Genomic DNA, 22,446 nt, shown 5'->3' with positions numbered 1-22,446 from the left:
TGTCAAGACAGACAAGGCGCAGTCAAAACAGACAAGGCGCAGCGTCAAAGGTGAAGTGAGCAGCAGACAATCGTGACTTCTACAGAGACATCCCCTACATCAGCAGCGCATCCACGGCCAACCGGATATCGGGAAAGGCGTCGGGGGGGATTGCATCCCCCGACGCGCAGCGACGCAAGGTGCGCATGTTCCCTTCCTCACGCAAACTGCTCCTGATAGACGCGCCAGTGCTCGGCGAACACCTCCGGCGCAATGGCGTGCAGCATCTTGAGCACCTCCTGACCCAGCGCGCGGATCTCCCACTGCGCGGCTTTGTCCACGGCGCGCAGCCAGAGGAAGTGGCTCCACGCCGCAAAGTTCATGGTGGCGACGATGCGCGTCTCGGCGGCGTTGGGCAGGAGGAAGCGGGCGTCTTCTTTGCGGATGCCCAGCTCGCGCAGCCGCGCGTATTTTTCCTCGGCGATGCGCCAGAATTCGGCCAGCTCGGCCATCGCCGCTTCATTTTCCGCCACCGCCGGCGGAACGATCGCCTTCCAGCCGCCTTTGCTCAGTTCGACGTACCGCTGCGATTCCTGGCTGAACGAAGCGAGGCGATGGCGCACCAACTGATGCGTGCACGCCCGGCTGATCCCCTCGAAGAAAAAGGTGGCGGAGCCATGATCGAGCGCCAGCGTTGGATCCTCGAGCAGCGGCTGTGTGTAGCCCAACAGGGTCACGCGCATCGGGCCAAGTTGGACAGGAAGCAGGGCGGAAATGTCGGGAATCGGCGCCCGGCCATTGTGAGAAGGCCGGACGTAAGAAGGCTCGACTTCTGCGGCGCCCCCTTCGTACACTCCATCGCCCTCCGCAAACTCGCTAAAAACGGACGGCGCCGCCGCGCGCAGGATCGGCAGCGCCTCCAACGCCACTCCACGACGGAAGAAATCCAGCCAGACGCGGGCGTTGCCGCTGACGATCCACTCGCCGTCGCCCAGATCGGAGACCTCGCAGTGGCGGTTGACCATGCGCCAGCGCATCGGCTCCGCCGAGTTGCGGATGCGCACGGTGACGACGACGTGTTCGATGATGTCCTCATGCCCCTCGCGCACACGCGCGGCGATGAAGTCCGGCGCTGCGCCCATGCGCTGAGTGGAGCGATAGCAGACGCGACCGGCGAATTCCATGATCGCTTCGGCGTAGGTGCTCTTGCCGGCGAAAATCGCAGCGAGATCGCCGTAAGGCGCAAGGGCGGCGGGGGTGAGCGCCGGATTGCGCCGGGTCAAAGCCAACAGTTCAACATGCATAAAATGCTTACATCCTTGCGTCGATTTTCTGCTGTCTATCCATTTTCGGCTATCTATCCATTGCTGTCTATCAATTGCGCAGCAACGAACCGAAACCCACCGCGCCGGCGCCGAAGAGCGCGCCAAAGACGCCGAGGATCGCCGTGATGATGGCCACGAGAATCCATCCAATGATCACCGTCAGGAGCGTCTTGCCGTCATCCAGGCGATGCGCCTCGCGCACGGCGAAAAAGCCGCAGACCAGCGCCCAGACGCTGCCGACCAACGCCACCAGCCCCCCGACGCAAGGGATGAAGCTGAGCATGTTCAGCGCCGTCGGCGCGTAGGCGTAGCCTAGCGCGCGCAACAACTGCGGCGCCGTCGCCTGCCCCTGGAAGAACTGTGCGCCGACGAACTGCACCACATAGGCCCAAACGTAGTAGCCGATGACGGTGACGACGACGCCCAGCAACAGGCCCAGGAACGCGCCCAGAATGGCCCCGCTGAAAAGGCTGCCCAGGAATGCGCCGACGCCCGAGAGCACTGCGGCCAGGATGACGACGGTCAGCGCCTGTTGGTTGTAACGCTCATCGTTCGCCACTTCTCGATAGAAGGATGCATCGAATCGGAGCGCGCGCTGTAAATTCTCGATCAAATTGGTGGTGTCCATGGCGTTTGACTCCTCCTTTGAATGGTGTTGGCTGGTCGTCGTTGACGATAATAAAACTTTTGTTGGTGAGACGCATGTGTAGATTGAGGTGAAAGTTTAACAAGGAACGCGCATTGCGTAGCAAATCATACCTTCATCAGCGCTTCGGGTCAAACAGGCATGCATATCGCCCCCTGCCTGATTTGGCGAAGCCGACGATCTACGGTATGAAGAAAAGACTGAACGATCCACTCGGAGAAAGACAGACGCATCATGTCCATCAGCACCGCTCCAAGCAGCGTCGAAGAGGTTGTCCCCGGCGTCCACCGCGTTCGGCTCCCGCTTCCCTTTGCGCTCAATCACGTCAACTGTTATCTGCTCGAAGACGACGACGGCTGGACCGTGCTCGACACAGGGCTGCATCGTCCGGAGATCTACGCAGGATGGCAGGCGGCCTTCGCCCGGCTTGGGATAGCGCTCGGCGACATTCGTCGCATTGTCGTGACGCACATGCATCCCGACCACATCGGCCTGGCCGGGCGTCTGCAGCAAGAGACCGGCGCGCCGGTCTTCATGTCCCCGCGCGAGTGGGAAGTCGCCGAAGCGGCGTGGGTGCACGGCGAACGGCAAGACGAGGCGTTGCCGGCGTATCTACGTCGGGTGGGCGCGCCGCCCGAGGTGGGCGCTCTCGTGGCGAGCCAACAGCAAAAGCTGCGTCAGATGACGCAGCCTACGCCGGTCGATGTGGCGTTCCTGAACCCAGGGGAAACCCTCCGCATGGCCGGACGCCGATTCGAGGTCATCCACGCGCCCGGCCACGCCGACGGACAGCTCCTCTTCTATGCGCCTTCAGAGCGCCTGATCTTCTGCGGCGATCAGGTGCTGCAGCATATCACGCCCAACATCGGCCTCTGGCCTTCCACGCAGCCCAATCCGCTGCAACGCTACATGGAGTCCCTGCAGTCCTTGATGGCGCTGGAGGTGACGCTGGCGCTGCCCGGCCACTACGAGGCTATTCTCGACTGGCGAGGGCGTCTGTGCGAACTGCTGCGCCATCACGAGGAGCGGCTCCAAGCTGCCTACGCAGCGGCGGCCAATGGCGCCACCGCGCTCGAAGTCAGCTACGCCATCTTCGACTTCGACCGCCTCAGTCCCCATGAGATTCGCTTCGCCGTCGCCGAGGCGCTGGCGCACCTGGAATATCTGGCGGAAGAGGGGCGATTGGAGCGCTATGAGAGAGATGGGTTTGTGGCGTATCGGCCTGCCCAATCCTAACCCCTACAACAACAACTCCTCCAGCCGCTCCACGTACCCGGCCATCACCTTAAACGCCGCCTCCACCGGCTCCGGGCTGCTCAAGTCGACGCCCGCCTGGCGCAGCGCGTCGAGCGGATAGCGCGAGCCGCCGGCGCGCAGAAAGTCAAGATAGCGCTCGACCGCCCCCTCTCGGCCCTCGAGCACGCCTTGCGCCAACGCATGCGCGCCGGCGATGCCGGTGGCGTACTGATAGACGTAAAAATTCGAGTAGAGATGGGTGGAGAACTGCGCCCAGGTGACGCCCGTGCGTTCGCGATCCATCGCCAATTCGTCGCCGTAGCCTTCGGCGAACAGCTCGGCCATGAGGTCGTTGAGGATGCGGGCGGTGAGCGCCTCGCCGCGCTCGGTGCGTTCATGGATCTCCAGCTCGAAGCGCGCCAGCGTCGGCATGATGAAAAAGTAGCGGTGAAAGTTGCTCATCGCCTCCTCGATGACCGCAATCTGGAACTCGCGGTCGCGCTGCGTGCGCAGGAGATAATCCCTCACCAGCGCCTGGTTGAAGTTCGACGCCACCTCGGCGGCGAAAAGGGTGTAGCGGGCGTAGATGATCGGCTGCGTCCGCCAGCTGTAGTAGGAGTGCAGCGAGTGTCCCAGCTCGTGCGCGAGCGTGCTGAGGCTGAAGAGATCGTCGTTGTAGCTCATCATGATGAACGGATGCGTGCCGGGGCCGCCGTAGGAGAAAGCGCCGAGCCGTTTGCCCTTGTTGGGATAGACGTCGATCCAGCGCTCCTCCAGCGCGCCGCGGCGCAACACGGCGACGTATTCCTCGCCGAGCGGCGCCATCCCCTCGCAGATCCAATCGACCGCCTGCGCATACGGCACGGTGATTTTCGCCTCGGTCAACGGCGCCTTCACGTCGTACTCGCGCAACGGTTCGACGCCGAGCGCCCGCCTGCGCAGCCGCCAGTAGCGATGCCAGATGGGCAGATGGCGACGGAAGGTCTCGATCAGATTGTAAAACACGCTCGTCGGAATGTTGGGCGGCGTGAGCGCAGCCTCCAGGGCCGAGGCGAAACGCCGCGCCCGCGCGCGAAAGACGTTCTGCTTCACGCCGGCCGCCAACGCGTTCGCCATCGTCTTCTGAAAGGCAAGATGGCCGTCGGCGTAGCTCTCCCAGGCCGTGCGCCGCACTTCCCGGTCAGGGTGGGAAAGCAGCGCCGCGATCGTGCCATGGGTGACTTCAAAACGCTGCTCGCCGTCGGAGGCGCGCGCCGGCGCAAAGACCAGCTCGCTGTTGGCCAGGACGCCATGCGTGCTGGCCGCCGTGCGGAACGGGTCCTCGACCAGCCCTAACAGTTCTTCGACTTCCGCAGATCGCACATGGGCGCTCATGCGCTCCAGATTGTCGAAATAATGCGCATAGATCGTCAGCCGGGGCTGCGTCGCCTGCCAGCGACGCAGCGTCTCAAAGCCGATGCCCATCAGCTCCGGCTCGGCGAAGGCCACCGCCGCCTGCACCATCGAGGCCAGCGAGGTCGCCTTGGCGACGCGCTCCGCCGCCGTCTGATCGTTGGTGTCGACGCTGTAGTCAAGCTGCGCGTACATCACCACGCGCTGTGCATCGGCCATCAACGCCTGATAGTGCTCCAACCAATCGGCCAGCGTATCGGGGCTTTCGGCCAGCCGGCCTTGAAATTGCCGGGTGAGCGACAGTCGTTCTTTGACCTCGGCCAGCTTCGCCTCCCAATCGGCGGGCGTCGCAAAAATACTGGCCAGATCCCAGGTGTACTCCACCGGAATTTCAGAGCGAGCGGGGACAGTGGTTGTAGTCATATGCACATCCATTCGTTTGACGCTGAAATATTTCTCGATAAAAGCAGTATATCATCGACGCGGGAAGTTGCCCGCATCCGAAGGGAAACAGGAACTTTCGTTGCGATCAAGTGCGTCTCTTATGATAGACTATAAGAAAGCGTCGCTTTTTGCAGGATCGATGAGGGGTTCCCCGGGAGGAAAAACCATGGTCAAAGTGTTGATCAGCTACGACATGCAGCAGGGCAAAGAGCAGGAATGTCAGGAATATCTGGTCAATAAGATGGCGCCGGCGCTTGCCCGCATGGGATTCCAATTCTCCGACGTGTGGTACACGATCTGGGGCAACTCGCCTGAGATTCTGGGCGGCGGCGAGGTCGAGAGCGTGGAAAAGGCGCGCGCGATCTTCCAATCCAGCACGTGGGAGAAGCTGGCCGAAGGGATGCAGGCGCTCACCACAAACTTTCAGGTGAAGATCGTGCAGCCGCGGGACGAGTGATCTGTCGTGACGCACGCCGCCATGCACAAAAAACCGATCGCCTTGCTGGTCTTCCTGGAAAACGTCGGCCACATCGCCCACATTCGCCCTCCGCGCTGGGTCATGGCGACGATCGACTGGGCGACCGAGGAGTACGCCAAGCTGTTGTTGCGTCTGTATGGGGCGCATCGCCGCTATGACCGCGTCTGCATCCTCGAAGACGACGACGCCACAGGGCCCAAGCTCGTCGCTGCGTTGCTGGAGCTCAGCCAGACCCACACCGTGGATTTACTTCTGCTCGTCCATGGCCGGGAGGGTGTATTGGTTGGGCGCCGCGGCGAACACCTGATCGGCGAGGAAACCTTCTCGCAGCTTCAGCGCATTGTTCAACAGTCGCCGGAGCGGCTTGATCTGCGCGCCGTCTACGGGGTGAACTGTTATGGCCTTTCCCTGGCGCAACGATGGTTGTCGCTCGGCGCCAGAGTGACGAACGGCGCGCTCGGTGTCAACTGGTTCCCTGAACCGAGCCTCTCCGTCTTTTTGCGTCACTGGCTGCGCGGCGAACCTTATAGCGTGGCGGTGATGCAGAGCAACTGGACCGCCAATCGTTGGTGGCGTCGCATTCTCTCTCCATGGAGACGCAACGGCGCGGAACATCCCTGGGTCGAAAGCAGCCGTCAGGTGGTCGTCGGCGTGCGCGACGTCACCTTGTACACATGAGAACTCCGGACAACTTCAACCCCTGATCATTTCGGCCTATTTTATTGTCCGCTGATAGACCAGATAATAGGAGACGTGAATCCCAAAGAAGCGCTTTTCGAGGTCGCCTAGCCCGGCCCCGCGCAAGACATCGCTCGGCAGCCCTTCGACCCGGACGCCATAGGCGTAGCCGGCTGCGTACATCTGAAAGTTGAAACCGAAGTCCGGCGCAGGTTTGTCCTCTAGCGGGGCCGTGTAGCTGCCGTCGCCCCAGAAGACGGTGACCGGCTGCCCCACCACGCGATTGCCGTTTTCGTCGATCACATCGACGTAGATGTGATGTTTGCCCGCCGCCTCCCGTTCATCCTCCCAACGCACTTCAACGAGACGCCAGTAGGGCTGTCCCGGCTCGACCGCCGCGTCCTCAACCGTGACGCCCAGCGCGCCCAGCCGGCTGTCGAGCACGCGCGGTCGAAGCGCAGCCGCCGCGACGACTTCCTCTTCGGGTGCACTCGCCTCCGGCGCACTTTCCTCCGCCGCTGCTTCAACGACCGGCGCCGCCGCTACAGGCGCAGCCTGCGCAAACGCCTGCGCCACCACAGGCGCCGAGGTCGGCGTGGGGGGCGGCGTCTGGGTCGGCGTCGGCGTCAGGGTTGGAAGCGGCGTCGCCGTGGGGAAGGGCGTGTAGGTCGGCGTCGGCGGCACCTGTGCATCCGCCAGCCGTAGCCGCTCGGCCATGGTCAAATCGGCGCTAGGGCTTGCGTTGTCCAGGGCGTTGTTGATCGTGGCGGCCATCGCCCTGCTCGCTGCGCCGACGCCGCTGATGATGGTCGTAATCGTGAAAGGCACAGTCACGCAGAGCAGCACGAGCAGAAGCAACATCAACAAAATAAAACGGATGCGCGCGCCCGGCGACAGGCTAGCGTACCATTCTCCAAAGCTGCGCCGTCTGCGCCGCAGCGGCTCCGTCGCCGGCGTCGCCTGTTGACGCCGGCGCGATGGCGCCTCCACTGCCGCGCCCATCGCGCCGGATGCAGGGGGCGCATAGCCGGGCGTCTGCGCCGTTTCGCTCAGGCGTTGGGTGATGATGCGGGTGAGGCTGATCGCAAGCGCCGGATAGCGCTTCATCAGCATATCCAGGTCTTGCTTGCTCAGCGTCCACACGTCGACGTCGGTGTCGGCGCTGACCGTGGTGTTGTGCGGCTGTTCGGTGATCAGCGCGCGCTCGCCGAACGACTCCCCTGGCCCCAGCAGATAGGCGCCGCCCGTCAGCGTCTGCACGCGCACGTTGCCCCGTTCAATCAGAAAGAGCTTGTCGGCCGGCGCGCTGGCGCGATAGATCAACTCGCCGGCGCGGTAGCGCATGGGGCGGAGCAGCGGCGCAATCTGGCGCAGGTCGCCGGCGCTGAGGTCGGCGAAGAGGGCGAAGCGCCGCAACCCTTCTTCCTCGGCGCTCTGGGCGCTGGAGAGGCGTGCGGCCAACCCCTGGCTCAACGCCTTGCCGATGGCCGGATTTTGCGCCGCGAGCGCATCCAGATCGGCCTTTTTCAGCACCCACAGGTTCGTGTTGCGCACCGCCGTTGCGTCCTCCACGCGGATCTGACCCGTCAACAGGCTCAGTTCGCCGAAGAAACCATCGGCGCCCACGCGCCCGATTTCTTCGACGACGCCGACGGCGTTTTCGGCGGTCAACTCGACCTCGCCGCTTTCCACCAGGTACATGGCGTCGCCCAGCTCACCGGCGCGATAGACGCGGTCGCCCGCAGGCGCGTGCTGCAGCACCATGCGCTGGGCGATGGCCTGAATCGTCGCCGGCGGCAACTGGGAAAAGATCGGCATCTGGGCAAGCCGCATCACGGCCTGCATTTGATCGCTGCGGCTCAAGCGGGCGCTGACGTTGTGCGCCAGGGCGCGTCGCAGCCCCGGCTGGCGGCTGGCGATGGCGTGAAAATCATCGGCGGAAAGCGCCCAAACCAACGCTTCCTCCCGGGCAATCGCCGTCGCCGTCTGCGGTTTGTTGGTGAGCAGCGCCAGCGTGCCCAGCAGACGTCCGCTCCCGGCTTCTTCCCGGTCGCCGTCGCCCGTTTCCGGTTGAATCTCGATGCGTCCGCTCTCGATTAAAAACAGTCCGCTGGCTGCGTCGCCGGCGCGGTAGAGCACCTGGCCGGCTGCAAGCTTGCGCGGCTCCAGGTGATCTGCAAGAGCCTGCAGCGTGTGCGGCGGCAACCCTTTCAGTTCCGGCGTTTTGCTCAATTGTCGGATCAGGTAATCCTGCATCTGTGCGATCAGGCTGCCGAAATTCTGGCTCAGCTTCAGCCCGATCGTGGGGCGCTGGAGGATCATGGCGCGCAGGTCTGCATCCGACAATTTCCAGTATTCCAGGTCAGAGGCGGCGTGAGCGCTCACATCATAGGGGACGCCCCGATAGAGGCTGTCTTCACCGAGCACGCTGCCTGGACCTAACGTCGCCAGGGTGGCGCCGCTTGCAGTGAAGATGCGCACGAAGCCTTTCCCGATCAAATAGAGGCCGTCGGCGGCGTCGCCGACCTGGAAGAGGACGGCGCCTGCTTTGGCCGTCTGCGGGGAGAATTGTTCAGCGAGATGTTTTTGCTCTTCCGGCGCCAACCCTGCAAAGAGCGGCGCATATTGGATAAATTCTTCTTTCAATGACCTGTCTCCGTCGTTTTGCATGGCGCAGGGCAGTCATTTGCATCGCGCTTCAACTGTCGATTATCGCACGGAGCCAGGCAGCCTGCAAAGCCTGCACCAAAGTAGATTGAAAACGGATTCCCCCATGCCTATGTTTTTCCTATGCATGTTCTCCTATGCGTGATAGCAGCATGAGGGGCCGCTAATAGCTGCGCTGGAAGGTCACGCTCCAGCTATAGTGCCCATAACAAGGGGGGAACGGAGAATCGATCCAGGCTCGGCACGCCGCTTCATCGGCGCAATATTGCCCTGCGATCAGATACTCGAACGGAATGGCGCGTGGGTCGGTGGTGAGGCCGTAGGCGACGTCTGAAGTGACTTCGCGGCCGTCCACATCGCGAATCACGGCGACGTCCTGCCCGCCGCCGAGGACGAACTCCGCCTTGCCGTCGCCTTTGCCCTGGGCGCCGGTGACGATGATTTCGCGGGCGCCGAGCTGGGCCTGCACGGCCACGCCGTTGAGGGGGTTGCCGTTGGCGTCGCGCACGAAGACATGCAGCTCGCGCTTTTCGCCGCAGCGCACGGTTGGACCATCCTTGCTGCCGCCGTTTTCATAGACGTCCCAGAGCCGCTTCTCGACGAGACGGAAATCCGGCCCGGCGGGCGCCGGCGCAGGCGTCGGCTCTGCCGGCGCTTCAGGTGTAGGCGCCTCGGCTGCAGGGGAGTCGGCGACGACCACCGGTGCAGGCGTCGGTGTGGGCGTGGGTGGATCGGGGATGTTGGCGGCCACCGCCACGGCGCTCACGTCGCCCTGCGCCTCCAACAACTGCGCGAAGACCCAACCGGTGGCGCCGCCGGAGGTGCGCACTTGCCACCAATCGCCTGCAGGCGTCTTACCGATCAGTTCGACCAGGTCATTCTCCGCCAGCGAGGCGACGATTGCGAACGTCGTGCCCGGACCGCTGCGCACGTTCACCAGGCCGGTGGAGCGCCCCTGCGGGATCGACGGCGTCGTGGGCAGCGGGGTCGGCGTCGGCAACGCAAGCTCCCCTGCCTGCTCACCCGTCACCCCCTCCTCGGCAACCGACGCCGCTGAGGCCTCGCCCGCCTCCGTCCTTTCCGCCGTCGACGGCGGAGGCGTAGGCGTCGGCGCTGCGGCGACCGCCTCGAGGACAAAGGTTGGCGTCGGCTCAAGCAGCCCCTGGCGCTCCGCGTAGGCCCGGATCACGTTGGATTGGATGTTGAGCGCCTCGGTCAATTTGACCATGCTCGCCGTCAGCGACGGATCGGCGCCTTCGGCGATCATCATCTCTGTCTGGAGCATGAGCCATTGCCGGGGATTGGCGACCTCCAGCGCTTCGAGCGCCGCCTGCGCCTGGGCAAGGTCTCGATCGACTTGAAATTGCTGGGCGATGCGCCGCGTCTCTTCAATCAGGCGTTCTTCACTGCTCCCTCTTCCGCCGGGCGCGCCGCATGCGGTCAACGCCAACGCCGTAACCAACAGCCCGATCCACAGCGCCGGGCCGGGTGAAAAATCTCGGATAGAGGGGAACAGACGCGACAGGTTGAGAAAGGACCAGGTCAGAGGGAATGAATCGATTCTTTTCATCTTAGACATCCATTGCGTCGTCATGGTTCGCAGTTGCTTCATATCCGAACCAGTGTACCGACTCTTCTCATCGAATGCTGGACCGCAGGCCACCCCTTTTCCTACGCAAACATGTTTCTACGAAGCTCGTCGCCCCTGCTATAATCGCTCTGGATGTTGGTGCGGAAAGGCTGGAGAATGCACAAATGCAAGTGAGGAGGGCGAACGCAAGCGTTTCGTCTGCATGGCGGGGGTGCATGTCCAGCGTTGAGGATCATGCACCCGATGAGATGCTGATGAACGTGCATTGGGCTCGTTTTGAGTGCCGAAGGTGGGAGTCGAACCCACACGGGTCACCCCACACGATTTTGAGTCGTGCGCGTCTGCCTGTTCCGCCACTTCGGCGCAAATCACACCGACCATCAGTATGCTATCCAGTATACTAAGTCGGTGAAGAAACGTCAAACCAGGACTGCAAAATTGGCAGATGGACATGCATAACGCCCGCAACGCCTCCCAGATCGACGAGGCCGCCCTGATCGCACAGGCGGCGGCCGGCGATCTCGATGCGTTCAATCAGCTTGTGTTGTTATACCAGAACCTCGCCTACAGCGTCGCCTATCGGACATTGCAGGACGAGGCGACGGCCGCCGACGCGGTTCAGGAAAGTTTCATCAAGGCCTTTCGTTCGATCGCAACTTTTCAAGGCGGCAGCTTCAAAAGCTGGATCATCCGCATCGTGGCCAACACCTGCTACGACCTGCTGCGCTCGCGCCAACGCAAAGTCACCGACAGCCTCGACGATCTGGTCGAACAAGAAGAATACTCGCCCCATCTGGAGGATGGCTCGGCCGATCCGCACGCCTATGTGGAACGGATGGAATTGACCGAGCTGATCGAGCGCAGCTTCGCCGAATTGCCTCCCGACCAACGCCTGGTGCTGACGCTCTGCGATGTACACGGATACTCTTACGAAGAAATTGCCGAAATCACCGGAACGCCGATCGGAACGGTGAAGTCTCGCCTCAATCGAGCGCGCACGCGCGTGCGAGACTTTCTGCTTCGGCGCCCGGAACTATTGCCGTCTTCGTTCCGTCCATAATAAAGAGATCTTGCTATTCCCGCCCGGTGCGGGACAATAGCAAAACCATCACAAACCATGACGACATCACGGTATCCAGAGATCACGGACGAGCTGCTGTCCGCCTACATTGACAACGCTGTGAGCGAAGAGGAACGCGCGCTGATCGAACGAGCCATCCTCGACGATGCCTCGGTCGCCTGGCGGCTGGCGACATTGCAGGAGACGGTGCGCCTTCTGCGCAATCTGCCGCTTTTGCAGGCGCCGCGCTCCTTTGCACTGACGAGGGATCAGGTGGGGCAGCCCCTCCATGAACCTGCCCCTGTCGTCGGCGTTGTGACCGCAGAACCGCGCAGCGTAGCGGACGCGCGCAGAGGGACGCCTTCGCCTCGATCGAAGAGATGGAGCGAGTGGTTCGAGGGGTGGCGGCGCTTCTGGCGGGCGGGCAGCCCGGTCTGGCGCAACGCCATGGCTGCGAGCATGGCGTTGCTGCTGGTGACGTTGATTCTCCCCACCTTTTTAACGATGGAACAACCGCCGGCCGCTATGCTCTCCGACGCAGCCGTTGCGTCCATCCCCACGGCGACGGAGATGGCGCAGCCCGCAGCGCCGGCTGCGCCCGATCGCCGCGATGAGATGGAGGCGACTGACCGCCAGGTAGACAGCCCCGCGCAGGAAGCCTCTCCGGCGTTGCAACCCACCGAAGCGCCTGTGAGCGCCGCCGCGGTCGCCGCGGAGGCTGTTGAGGAACCCTCCTCCGTGGTCGCAAGCAGCGCAGCCCCGAATGTTCAGCCGCAAGGCGCAGCGTTGCCGGCGGCGTCGGAGGCGGAGGGCGCTGCGTTTGGCGGCTCCTACGAAGATCCGCTGCAATCAATGAGGACCGGGAGCGGAATGGCTCCGATGCACACCGAAGGCTCCATCGCCTCTGGCCCAGGAGAAGTCCGGTCGATGGCGGTTCCGCCCGCTGCAGCGCTCGCAAGAGAAAGCGCCCAGGATGTGGCGGCGGAGACGGCGCCACAAGCGCCGGAAGGCGCGGCGCCAATTGCCTCTCCCATGACAGCCGAGACGGCCCAACCCGTTCTGACGCCCGAAGCGGAGCACGCGCCGGATGAAGTTGCTCCCACCCCGGCATTGGACGAAGCGACCGCCGGTGCAGAGAGCCTCGATCGCAGCAAAGACTTCGCACCGCAGCAAGAAGCAACGGCGACGTCCGTCGAGGAAAGCGCTGAGGCGACGTTGGCCACAGGCGAAGCGCAGACGAGCGCAACGTTGGTCGCCCCGCCAGCGTCACAGGAGCGGACGGCGGTCGCATTCTCATCTGCAGCAATTGTTGCGTTCTTGCACTGGCTGCGTCTAGGGGCGGCGGGCGCATTGGTCGTCTTTGGCCTGCTTTGGTGGCGCAGCCGACGCAACTGAGCGCAAAGGGCAAACGCCCAACAGGCGAGCTGCTGCACGCTGTTTTATCGTCCGTCGCTCTCCACAACACACAGAACCACGAGACATCGCTTCCTATGCCAGAGCTGCCCGAAGTTGAAACCTATGTTCAGGAACTGAAGCCGTTGCTGAGCGGCCGCACCGTGGTCCACGTACAGGTTTCCTGGCCGCGCACCATCGCCCTGCCGGACGCCGCTGCGTTCGCAACGCAGATGGCCGGACAACAGTTCGTCCGGTTCGGCCGTCGCGGCAAGTATATGCTGCTTCATCTCGCAAGCGGCGCAACCCTGATCGTCCACCTGCGCATGACCGGTCGGCTCTATTTGATCGCAGCCGACGCTTCGCCGGCGCCGCATACGCACGTCGTGATGCATCTGGACAACGAGCAACAACTGGTCTTTCAGGATGCGCGCAAGTTCGGGCGCATCTGGTTGACCTCCGATCCGTCCATTGTCCTGGCGAAGCTGGGGCCGGAGCCGTTCGACCCCGCCTTCACCGATGAAGCGTTGGCAAAGGCGCTGCATGGCCGTTCGGCGAGCGTCAAGGCGCTGCTGCTGGACCAGAGCATCGTGGCCGGCGTCGGCAACATCTACGCCGATGAGTCGCTCTTTCGCGCGCGCATCCATCCGGCGCGTCCGGGCGGATCGCTGCGCGACGCGGAAGTGAGGGCGCTGCGCGCGGCCATTCAGCAGGTGCTCGGCGAGGGCGTCGCCAATGCAGGGAGCAGCCTGGGAACGAGCGGGCTGCAGAATTACAGCCGCCCCGGCGGCGCGCCCGGGGGCTTTCAGGAGAAGTTCAACGTCTTTCGCCGCACCGGACAGCCCTGCCCGGTCTGCGGCGCAACGATTGAACGCATCGTAGTGGCGCAGCGCGGCACGCATTTCTGTCCGCGCTGCCAACCGTTGGAGCCAGGCGCGTGATAAGCGCCTTGGGGTGTGTGGTGTGTTTCGTGTTGCGTGCTGCGTGGACAATTCCACCCATCACGCAGCACGCAACACGCAACACTTTCCCAATTACACATCCCGCTTCCGTAAATCCGCCAGCTGTCGCCGCAGCTCCTGCTCGCGCGCAGCGGCGGCGCGGCGACCCTCTTCCAGGGCGAAATCGAGTCGGGAGCGGTAGTTGGCGTCGTACGTCGTCCCCGGCGCCGGCCCCAGAAAATAATGCAATGCTGCGGCGATGGCGGCGCCGGCGGCGGCGCCGATCAACAGATAAGCTGTCCGATTCATCCTGTCGTTCTCTTCCTGAGCTATGAAAATCATCGCGCCGATTGAACATTATACCCTTCACAACCACGGCGCAGAAATGCAATGAGACGGCCCGGTGCGACCGTCTCATTGCTCAGTCAGTTGGATAATTGCTCGTAGCGGAGAAGCTACAAGAGGCGTTTGCAAAATCTGGAGACGCCTGCGAACCTCAGCGATGCGTCTCGCGGTCCATGACCTGAATGTGCTGCACCTCCCCGTTGGTCGAGGTGGGCGTCTGCTCCTCCGGCATCAGGATGGCGAGGCCAACGTAGAGGAGAAGGCCCAGCCCCATCGAACCCAGGGTGACGGCCACCCAGATCAGGCGGATCAGGTTGGCGTCTACGCCCAGCTTCTCGCCGATGCCGCCGCACACGCCCAACACCATGCGGTTGGTGCGGCTGCGCCGCAGAGAGATTCGCGCGCGCATCTGGTTCATCCGGGCCTGGAATTCATCGGCGCCCGGCATGGCGTTGCCCATGGCTTCCTTCATGCGGCGGGCGGCCTGCCCAAGCTCCTGGTCGATGTTGCGGTCGCTATTCGCCCGTAGGAGCAGATACCCTGCGCCGATCAGCACCGCCGGCCAGAAGATTACTGCGATCACCCCCCAGAGCGCGCCCCACAGTCCGGGCAGAACACCCAGGTTCGCCAGCAGCCAGAGCACGCCGGCCCCCATGAGAATGCCGGCCGCCCACGTGACGCCTTTCTGGCTCAGCTCCAGCGCCGGCGGGCGCAGCTGGCCGACCGTATTATTGCCGGTGGGCAGGAAAAGCGCAAGCAGAATATAGGCCAACAATCCGCCGCCCCAGCTCATGAAGGTGGCGGCCACCCAGAGAACGCGCACCAGCACCGGATCCCAGCCAAAATATTCGGCGACGCCGGCGCATACGCCTGCAATCACCTTGTCGGACGGGTGTCGATACAACATGCGTTTTTCGTTCATTTGTGCAACCTCTCTCTGTTTTGTCTATGTCACGGTCACGTCAATGTCACGGTCACTTCAATCCGGTCGTTTGCGATCCAGCGCACTATCGCGATGGCGCTGTGTTTCTCCGTGATCGCTTTTCCGTGATCGCTTTGTCGTCAATCAATACGCAGGATCGCGCAAAAGGTTGCAAAGTTCCAGCCGAATTCGTGACAGGAGGCTGACTTCTCGCTACAATTGCCAGACATGAACGCCGACGAACTTGCGCCTGACGCCTCCGAACCGCAGCGATGCGGATCAGATTCTGCTGCGCATCCTTCGCCGGCGCAGTCGACGCCGATTCGTCTGGGCTTTCCGGTCAAAGTGCTGGGGGAGCCGCTGCGTTCACACGACAGCCGGCGCTGGCAGCATGCGCCGCATCTGAGCGTGAGCCTGGCCTATCTGCGCGATATTTTCGAGTACCTCCATCGTCGGCGGATTCGCTTCTATCGGCTCGCCGGGCAGCTTGCGCCCTATCTGACCCATCCGTCGCTCCCTGCGTTTCACCGCCAGCTCGACGAATGCGCCAATGAACTCGCGGCAACCGGCGATCTGATCCGACAGTTCGGCCTGCGCGTGACGCTGCATCCAGGCTATTACGTCCGGCTCAGCGCAACGGATGAAGGGCAGGTGCAGCGCGCCCACACGGAGCTGTCGGCGGCGACCGCTTTGCTCGATGCAATGGGGTTGGATCAGGACGCCGTGGTTGTGGTGCATGTCGGCGGGGTCTACGACAAGGCCGACGCCGCGCGCAACCGCTTTGTGGCCCGCTTTCTGGCCTTGCCCGAACGCGTGCGCCGCCGCCTGGCGCTCGAACACGACGACCGGCGTTTTTCCCTCGAGGACGTACTGTGGATCCATCGCCGCACGGGCATCCCGGTCGTGCTCGACGCGCTACACTTACGCTGTTTCAATCCAGAGGGGCGCACCTTGGGGGAAGCGCTGGCCGCTGCGCTGGCGACCTGGCCGCCCAACCAGCGCCCCAAAATTCATTTCAGCAGTCCACGCACGGCGCTGCGCATCGTGCGCACCGTCGCCGGGGAGCGCCTCCAGCCGCCGCTGCCCAACCAACACAGCGACTTTGTCGATCCCTTCGCCTTCATCGACCTGGTCGAGCTTGCGCAGCGACTGCGCGTGCGCCCTTTCGACGTCATGCTCGAGGCCAAAGCCAAAGACCTGGCGCTGCTGCGGTTGCGCGAGCAGGTCGCTCACTTTGCGCCGTCTTTGGCCGACGTCGTGGCGTGAGCGAAGAGCGCCATCGGCTTGCGCCGCAGCGCCTCCGGCGGATTCTCCTCCTGTTCGAGTCGCTCCCGCACGTTGCGGCGGTTGAGCGCCGGCGGCTCTCCCGCCCAACAACGAAACCTTACCCTACGCCCTGCGTCTCGTGCACGACGGCCAGTGCGTGGTCGAGAATTTCCAGCGCGCGATCGATCTGCTCTTCGTTGACGGTCATCGGCGGCGCAATGCGAATCACGTTGCCGTAGAGGCCGCCCTTGCCGATCAGCAGCCCTCGCTCGCGCGTCTCCTCGAAGAGCTGGGCGACGGCTTTCGGCGCCGGCTCCTTGCTCTTGCGGTCGGTCACCATCTCGACGCCTTGCATCAGCCCCTTGCCGCGCACCTCTCCGATCAGCGGATATTTCTCGCCCAGGCGCTCCAGCCCGCTGCGCAGCCTCGCGCCCAGCTCGGCGAAGCGCTGCGGCCCGCCCGCCGCCTCCAACGCCTCCAACGTGCCGAGCGCCGCAGCGCAGGAGGTGGGATTGCCGCCGAAGGTGCTGATGGTCAACCCCTTGCCGACCATCGCCTGGGCAATCTCCGGCGTCGTGATCGTGGTGCCCATCGGCAGGCCGTTGGCGACGCCCTTCGCCATGGTCATGATCTCCGGCTCCACGCCCCAGTGCGTAATTCCAAACCAGTGCACGCCGGTGCGTCCAAAGCCGGTCTGCACTTCGTCGCAGATGAAAACGCCGCCATAGTGGCGGGCGATCTCCACTGCGATCTGGAAGTATTCGTCGGGCGGCGTGATGAAACCGCCGACGCCCTGGATCGGCTCCGCCATGAAGGCGGCGATGCGGCCGGAGGTCGTCGTGCGGATGACGTCCTCGATGTCTTGCGCGCAGGCGACGCCACAGGCCGGGTAGGTGAGCTTCAGAGGGCAACGATAGCAGTATGGGTTGACGGCGTGTTTGACGTCTGGGCTGAAGCTCTTGCCGACTCGCCAGGTCGAATGGGCGGTGACGCTCATAGTCAACGAGGTGCGGCCGCTGTAGGCGTGGCGCAGCGCCACGATCTCGCGGTTGTCCGTATAGGTCTGCGCGGCCACGATGGCCGTCTCGTTCGCCTCGCTGCCGGAGTTGGTGAAATAGGACATCTGCAGCCGCCCCGGCGTGATTTCGGCCAGCTTCTCCGCCAGGGCCACGTGCTTTTCGTTCGGATAGAGCGTAGAGGAGTGGATGAGCTTGCCCACCTGCTCGCGCACGCGCTCCACTACGAGCGGATGGTTATGTCCGACGCTGGTGGTCAGGATGCCGCCGAAAAAGTCGAGATATTGCCGCCCGTTCGTATCCCAGACATAGACGCCCTCGCCGTGCGAGAGCGGCAGCGGCTCGGTGTAGTACAGAATATGGTTCGGCCACAGATACTTGCGCTGTTTCTCCAAAATCTCTTGCGTCTTCATTGCATCCTCTCCCTCGCTCCTTTACTCCACCTTTCCGTTCATCACCGCTACGATCTCCGCCATGATCGCCAGCGCAATCTCTTCAGGCCGCCGCGCGCCGATGTCGAGGCCGATCGGCGCATGGATGCGGGCGATCTGCGCGTCCTCCAGCCCAAGCGCCTTGAGCGTCGCCGCTCGCTTTGCGTGCGTGCGCCGCGAGCCAAGCGCGCCGATGTATCGCGCCGGGCTGCGCAACGCCATCGCCAGCGCAGGATTGTCGATCTTTTCATCGTGCGTCAACACGACGACGCAGGCGCTCTCGTCCAGGCCGACCTCTGCAAAGACGGCGTCGGGCCAGCACGTGATCAGCTCGTCGGCGTGAGGGAAACGCTCTGGGGCGGCGAAGGCGGTGCGCGGATCGATGACGATGGTGTAGAAGCCGAGCGTGCGCGCGTATGTCACCAAAGCCGCGGCAATGTGCACCGCGCCGACGATCCAGAGGCGCGGGGGCGGCGGCTGCACATCGAGAAACAACTCGACCGGCCCGCCCGCCGTCTCGACGGTGAGCCGCTCCGGTCGCAGCGAAGCAAAGACCTGCGCGACCCGTTCACGCGCCGCGGCGTCGAGCGTTGGCTCTCCCAGAGAACCCTCCGACCCGCCACCGGGCCAGAGGAGCATCTTTGCGCCGATGGTTGGGCCGGTCAGCGCCGTCGCCATGGCGACCAGACGGCCCCTGCGCACGGCTTCTTCAAACTGGCGATAGATCGATGCGTCCGTCCCGGCCATACCGATCCATTATAGAGCATCCACGAAGTGACGCGAAGAAGCGCGAAGGAAATGATGGATTTCCTTCGCGCCCCTTGCAAGTCAAAACTCCGGCAATGGCTCGACGAACACCTCGATCACGCCGCCGCACGCCAGGCCGACGCTCTGCGCCACCTCGTCGGCGATGCCGTAGGTGAGCAGCCTGGGGCGGCCGCTGCGCAACACCTCCAGCGCCTCCTGCACGACTGCGCTTTCGACGCAGCCGCCGCTGACAGAACCGGCCATCTCGCCTGTCGACGCAATCGCCATCTTCGAGCCGAGCGGCAACGGCGCCGAGCCGTAGATGCGCACGACGGTGGCAAGCGCGATGCGCTTCTGTTCATGACGCCAGCGCTCCAACGTAGGCAGCAACTCACGCATACATCTTTCCTCTCCCGCTCTCCTCCTCTCCTGCTCTCCTGCTCTCCTGCTCTCCTCCTCTCCTCCTCTCCTCCTCTCCTGCTCTCCTCCTCTCCTGCTCTCCTCCTCTCCTCCTCTCCTGCTCTCCTGCTCTCCTCCTCTCCTCCTCTCCTGCTCTCCTCCTCTCCTGCTCTCCTCCTCTCGTCTCTCAGCGGTTGCGCCCGTAGCGCTCATGGCTGGAGACCCAGTCCGACGACGAAATCGCCGAAGCCAGCGAAATTTCGCCCGCCAACACCACGCCGGCGATGATCTCCGCCAGCCGATAGACCTTGCCCTTGCCCCAACAGCCGAGCAGCTCCAGGCACTCGCGCTGCGTGGCCAGGCCGGTGCCGCCGCCGTAGGTCGCCACGATGAGCGACGGGATCGTGATCGAGATGTACAGGTCGTTCTCCGGCGTCAGCTCTGTGTAAATGATCCCGGCGGAGGACTCCGAGACGTTGGCCACGTCCTGGCCGGTGGCGATGAACATCGCCGTGATGCCGTTGGCCGAATGCAGGCCGTTGTTGTTGGCGCCGGAGAGGATGGCGCCGATGTTGGAGACGTTGTAGTGGTAGAAGAGGCTCTCCGTCTCCACGCGCATGTGTTCGAGCATCACCTCGCGCTTGAGGGTGGCCTCGGCGACCACGCGCTTGCCGCGCGTGTGCATGACGTTCACCTGCGACGCCTTCTTATCGGTCGCCAGGTTGGATTCCAGATAGAAGTGGCGAATGCCTGGATAGTTGTCGAGAATCCACGAGCAGGCGGCGAAGGTGGCGCGGCCAACCATGTTCTGACCGGCGGCGTCTCCGGTAGTGTAGTTGAAGCGCAGGTAGGCGAAACGGCTGGCCAGATAGGGATCGATGTATTGCAGCTTGGCGACGCTCGAAGTGGCTTCCGCCTCTTCGGCGATTTTGGCGAAATTCTCCTGCACCCACTTGACGAACTCGCGCGCTTCGCGAGCGCTGTCGAAAACGAAGACCGGCGCGCGCTGCATGGCGTCGCCGATCACGGTGCATTTGACGCCGCCGCACAGGTTAAGCACCTTCATGCCGCGGTTGTAGGAAGCGACCAACGTGCCTTCGGTCGTCGCCATCGGCACGATGAACTCGCCCTGGGCGTGCTCGCCGTGAATGCGCAGCGGGCCGGCGAAGCCGATCGGCACCTGGGCCACGCCGGTGAAGTTCTCGATGTTGCCTTTGAGGATGTGGGGATCGAAGGAGTAGTGGTTGATGTGTTGCAGCTTGTGGCCGGTGAACTCCTCCACAAACCGCTGCCGCGCCTTGATCGCCTCCTCGCTGTAATCGTCGACCGGATCGCGAGGGATCACCACGCGGCGCTCCTCCTCTTTGGCGATCGAGCCGTCCACCTTCAGCGTGAGCGTGCCGAAGGGCGCGGCGTCGAATTTCACCTCGATCTTATGCTTGCCCAACTCCAACGGAGGAATCTTACAGACGATGTCCAACGTGCGGCGCAACGGGAAATCGACCGGCTTGGCCGCCAACTGATCGGGCGTCAGCACGGTGCCGTCGTCCAGGATGATGGTGATCGCCTCGCGCGGCACGGTCTTGTCGTCGAATTTCACGTAGTGCAGCCCGGTGATCGTCGCATCGCTCAAGCGGTTCTTCAACGAAAATTTCACGCCGGCGCCTGTGTTTTTCAGGCTGTTGAACGTGTACAACTGTTTCAGAATCATGCTGGGGATCGGGAACGCCATGCTTTTCCTCCGTTTTTGTTGTTGAGAAGGGGTGAACCGGTCGGTGTGTTGGTTGCAGCGGATTATATCACAAAAACGCGCAGCGCAACGTTCAAGGCGCGCATTCCAATTGACACGCTTCTACACTTTTACTACCATACACGCAGAACATCCATGCAGAGATGGCCACAATTTCGCTCTGAAAGCCCTTTTTATCATGTTCCACCCTGATGAACTGCACAAACACCAGAGGTAAAGAGCAATGCGATACTTTATCGGAATCGATTCTTCAACGACAGCCACCAAAGCGCTGCTCATCGACGACCAGGGAGACGTGATCGCCGTCGCCGCCACCGAATATGAATTTCAAACCCCGCGCCCCTTATGGAGCGAGCAAGACCCTGACCTGTGGTGGAACGGCGCCGTGCAGAGCATTCGGGAAGTGCTGAGGCGGTCCGGCGTCGAGCCGAAAGCCGTGGCGGGCATCGGCCTCACCGGTCAGATGCACGGGCTGGTGCTGCTCGATGCAGAGGGCAGGGTGTTGCGCCCGGCCATTCTCTGGAACGACCAGCGCACCGGCCCTCAGTGCGACGAAATCCGACGTCGCCTGGGCAAGCAACGCTTGATCGAAATCACCGGCAACGACGCGCTGACGGGCTTCACCGCCCCCAAGATTCTATGGGTGCAACAAAATGAGCCGGACGTCTGGCGGAAGGCGCGTCGCATCCTTCTGCCCAAGGACTACGTGCGCTACAAGTTGACCAGTGAGTTCGCCTGCGACGTCGCCGACGGGGCGGGCATGCTCCTCTTCGACCTGAAGGCGAGGACGTGGTCGGACGAGGTGCTGGCTGCGCTCGACATTCCCAAGGAGATGTTGCCTCTAACCCACGAAGGCCCCGAAATTACAGGCTATCTCTCGCAGGAGGCGGCGAACGCCACCGGCCTGCCCATCGGCGTGCCGGTGATGGCGGGCGGCGGCGACCAGGCCGCCGGCGCAGTGGGCGTGGGCGCAGTGCGCAGCGGCGTGATTTCCCTGGCGCTCGGCACATCCGGCGTCGTCTTCGCCACGACGGACGGCCCGTTCATCGAGCCTGAAGGACGACTGCACGCCTTCTGCCACTCCGTGCCCGGTCGCTGGCACCTGATGGGCGTCATGTTGTCGGCGGCCGGCAGCCTGCGCTGGCACCGCGACACGTTTGCGCCGGGTCTCAGCTTCGACGAGCTGCTGGCGCCTGCAACGAACATTCCGGCGGGCAGCGACGGACTGCTCTATCTTCCCTACCTGACCGGCGAGCGCACCCCCTATCCCGATCCGCTGGCGCGCGGGGCGTTCGTAGGGTTGACGGTGCGCCACACGCTGCCGCACCTGACCCGCGCCGTGCTGGAAGGCGTCGCCTTCGGGCTGCGCGACAGCTTCGAGCTGATCAAAACGGCTGGCAAAGTGGCTGTGGAGCAGGTGCGCGTCTCCGGCGGCGGCGCCAAAAGCCCCCTGTGGCGACAGATTCTGGCCGATGTGCTCAACGCCGAGCTGGTGACGGTCAACACAACCGAAGGCGCAGCCTACGGCGCAGCGCTGCTGGCGGGCGTAGGAGGCGGCGCCTGGCCGGACGTCGACGCTGCCTGCCGACGCACCATCCACGTGACCGGCTCAACGGCGCCCAACCCGGCGCAACAGGCCGTCTACGAAGAAGCCTATGCGCGCTATCGGGCGCTCTATCCTGCGCTGGCGCCGATCTTCCATCAAACGCCGGCGTGATGCGCTCAACGGTGCTTGTGAAAA

The 22,446-nt window shown here is 63.5% G+C and carries 19 protein-coding genes and 1 tRNA gene; 8 read left to right on the top strand and 12 right to left on the bottom strand.

The window, feature by feature from the left end; genetic code table 11:
• Window positions 1–197 precede the first annotated feature (197 nt).
• Together thyX and Q0367_RS09595 are read right to left on the bottom strand one after the other, a co-directional pair.
• Window positions 198–1,283 carry an FAD-dependent thymidylate synthase gene (gene thyX, locus Q0367_RS09600; RefSeq protein WP_298981864.1) on the bottom strand — a complete coding sequence of 362 codons (1,086 nt, stop codon included), beginning with the start codon at window positions 1,281–1,283 and terminating at the stop codon, window positions 198–200.
• Window positions 1,284–1,353: 70 nt separating this feature from the next.
• Complete coding sequence (locus Q0367_RS09595) at window positions 1,354–1,932, bottom strand: Yip1 family protein (protein WP_298981861.1); 579 nt, start codon at window positions 1,930–1,932, stop codon at window positions 1,354–1,356.
• A gap of 252 nt (window positions 1,933–2,184) precedes the next feature.
• Here Q0367_RS09595 and Q0367_RS09590 point away from each other — a divergent pair, with 252 nt between their 5' ends.
• Window positions 2,185–3,186: an MBL fold metallo-hydrolase gene (locus Q0367_RS09590; protein ID WP_298981859.1), complete on the top strand. Its 1,002-nt coding sequence runs from the start codon at window positions 2,185–2,187 to the stop codon at window positions 3,184–3,186.
• Window positions 3,187–3,189: 3 nt separating this feature from the next.
• Here Q0367_RS09590 and pepF read toward each other — a convergent pair whose 3' ends face one another.
• A complete protein-coding gene (gene pepF, locus Q0367_RS09585) occupies window positions 3,190–5,001 on the bottom strand; it encodes an oligoendopeptidase F (RefSeq protein ID WP_298981857.1) in 1,812 nt (603 codons plus the stop codon).
• Window positions 5,002–5,188: 187 nt separating this feature from the next.
• Here pepF and Q0367_RS09580 point away from each other — a divergent pair, with 187 nt between their 5' ends.
• Together Q0367_RS09580 and Q0367_RS09575 are read left to right on the top strand one after the other, a co-directional pair.
• Window positions 5,189–5,479, top strand: coding sequence for a hypothetical protein (locus Q0367_RS09580; protein ID WP_297639866.1), 291 nt, complete (start codon window positions 5,189–5,191; stop codon window positions 5,477–5,479).
• 6 nt (window positions 5,480–5,485) lie between these two features.
• Window positions 5,486–6,178: a hypothetical protein gene (locus Q0367_RS09575; protein ID WP_298981854.1), complete on the top strand. Its 693-nt coding sequence runs from the start codon at window positions 5,486–5,488 to the stop codon at window positions 6,176–6,178.
• A 36-nt stretch (window positions 6,179–6,214) separates the two neighbouring features.
• Here Q0367_RS09575 and Q0367_RS09570 read toward each other — a convergent pair whose 3' ends face one another.
• The 3 genes from Q0367_RS09570 to Q0367_RS09560 all read right to left on the bottom strand — a co-directional run bounded on the left by Q0367_RS09570 (window position 6,215) and on the right by Q0367_RS09560 (window position 10,799).
• Window positions 6,215–8,824: a cyclic nucleotide-binding domain-containing protein gene (locus tag Q0367_RS09570; RefSeq protein ID WP_298981852.1), complete on the bottom strand. Its 2,610-nt coding sequence runs from the start codon at window positions 8,822–8,824 to the stop codon at window positions 6,215–6,217.
• Between the two features lie 184 nt (window positions 8,825–9,008).
• A complete protein-coding gene (locus tag Q0367_RS09565; protein ID WP_298981850.1) occupies window positions 9,009–10,415 on the bottom strand; it encodes an SH3 domain-containing protein in 1,407 nt (468 codons plus the stop codon).
• A gap of 302 nt (window positions 10,416–10,717) precedes the next feature.
• Window positions 10,718–10,799, bottom strand: a tRNA-Leu gene (locus tag Q0367_RS09560).
• An 82-nt stretch (window positions 10,800–10,881) separates the two neighbouring features.
• Here Q0367_RS09560 and Q0367_RS09555 point away from each other — a divergent pair.
• From Q0367_RS09555 to mutM, 3 genes are all read left to right on the top strand, one after another.
• Window positions 10,882–11,496: a sigma-70 family RNA polymerase sigma factor gene (locus Q0367_RS09555; protein WP_297639855.1), complete on the top strand. Its 615-nt coding sequence runs from the start codon at window positions 10,882–10,884 to the stop codon at window positions 11,494–11,496.
• Between the two features lie 57 nt (window positions 11,497–11,553).
• The gene (locus Q0367_RS09550) at window positions 11,554–12,891 is read left to right on the top strand and encodes a hypothetical protein (RefSeq protein ID WP_298981848.1); all 1,338 of its coding nucleotides are present in this window, start codon (window positions 11,554–11,556) and stop codon (window positions 12,889–12,891) included.
• Window positions 12,892–12,986: 95 nt separating this feature from the next.
• The gene (mutM, locus tag Q0367_RS09545; protein WP_298981846.1) at window positions 12,987–13,829 is read left to right on the top strand and encodes a bifunctional DNA-formamidopyrimidine glycosylase/DNA-(apurinic or apyrimidinic site) lyase; all 843 of its coding nucleotides are present in this window, start codon (window positions 12,987–12,989) and stop codon (window positions 13,827–13,829) included.
• A 93-nt stretch (window positions 13,830–13,922) separates the two neighbouring features.
• Here the strand turns inward: mutM and Q0367_RS09540 are convergent, their stop codons facing one another.
• Both Q0367_RS09540 and Q0367_RS09535 read right to left on the bottom strand, forming a co-directional pair.
• Window positions 13,923–14,138 (bottom strand): hypothetical protein, encoded by a 216-nt coding sequence (locus Q0367_RS09540; RefSeq protein ID WP_297639846.1) that lies wholly within the window; start codon window positions 14,136–14,138, stop codon window positions 13,923–13,925.
• Window positions 14,139–14,325: 187 nt separating this feature from the next.
• Window positions 14,326–15,096: a PspC domain-containing protein gene (locus Q0367_RS09535; protein ID WP_298981843.1), complete on the bottom strand. Its 771-nt coding sequence runs from the start codon at window positions 15,094–15,096 to the stop codon at window positions 14,326–14,328.
• 228 nt (window positions 15,097–15,324) lie between these two features.
• Between Q0367_RS09535 and Q0367_RS09530 the strand changes: the two genes are divergently transcribed.
• Window positions 15,325–16,362, top strand: coding sequence for a hypothetical protein (locus tag Q0367_RS09530; protein WP_298981841.1), 1,038 nt, complete (start codon window positions 15,325–15,327; stop codon window positions 16,360–16,362).
• Between the two features lie 118 nt (window positions 16,363–16,480).
• Here Q0367_RS09530 and Q0367_RS09525 read toward each other — a convergent pair whose 3' ends face one another.
• The 4 genes from Q0367_RS09525 to Q0367_RS09510 all read right to left on the bottom strand — a co-directional run bounded on the left by Q0367_RS09525 (window position 16,481) and on the right by Q0367_RS09510 (window position 20,687).
• A complete protein-coding gene (locus Q0367_RS09525) occupies window positions 16,481–17,791 on the bottom strand; it encodes an aspartate aminotransferase family protein (protein ID WP_298981839.1) in 1,311 nt (436 codons plus the stop codon).
• Window positions 17,792–17,812: 21 nt separating this feature from the next.
• Entirely contained in the window at window positions 17,813–18,556 is a 744-nt protein-coding gene (locus Q0367_RS09520) for an XdhC family protein (RefSeq protein WP_298981837.1), read from the bottom strand.
• An 81-nt stretch (window positions 18,557–18,637) separates the two neighbouring features.
• On the bottom strand, window positions 18,638–18,955 hold the full coding sequence (locus Q0367_RS09515; protein ID WP_298981835.1) for an XdhC family protein: 318 nt from the start codon (window positions 18,953–18,955) through the stop codon (window positions 18,638–18,640).
• Between the two features lie 187 nt (window positions 18,956–19,142).
• Window positions 19,143–20,687, bottom strand: a complete 1,545-nt coding sequence (locus Q0367_RS09510; RefSeq protein ID WP_298981832.1) for a hydroxymethylglutaryl-CoA reductase — start codon at window positions 20,685–20,687, stop codon at window positions 19,143–19,145.
• Between the two features lie 241 nt (window positions 20,688–20,928).
• Here Q0367_RS09510 and xylB point away from each other — a divergent pair, with 241 nt between their 5' ends.
• The gene (gene xylB, locus Q0367_RS09505) at window positions 20,929–22,422 is read left to right on the top strand and encodes a xylulokinase (protein ID WP_298981830.1); all 1,494 of its coding nucleotides are present in this window, start codon (window positions 20,929–20,931) and stop codon (window positions 22,420–22,422) included.
• Window positions 22,423–22,446 lie beyond the last annotated feature (24 nt).

The sequence above is a fragment of the uncultured Caldilinea sp. genome (assembly GCF_937128415.1).
GTDB lineage: Bacteria > Chloroflexota > Anaerolineae > Caldilineales > Caldilineaceae > Caldilinea.
This window is presented reverse-complemented; position numbering and strand designations above follow the sequence as displayed.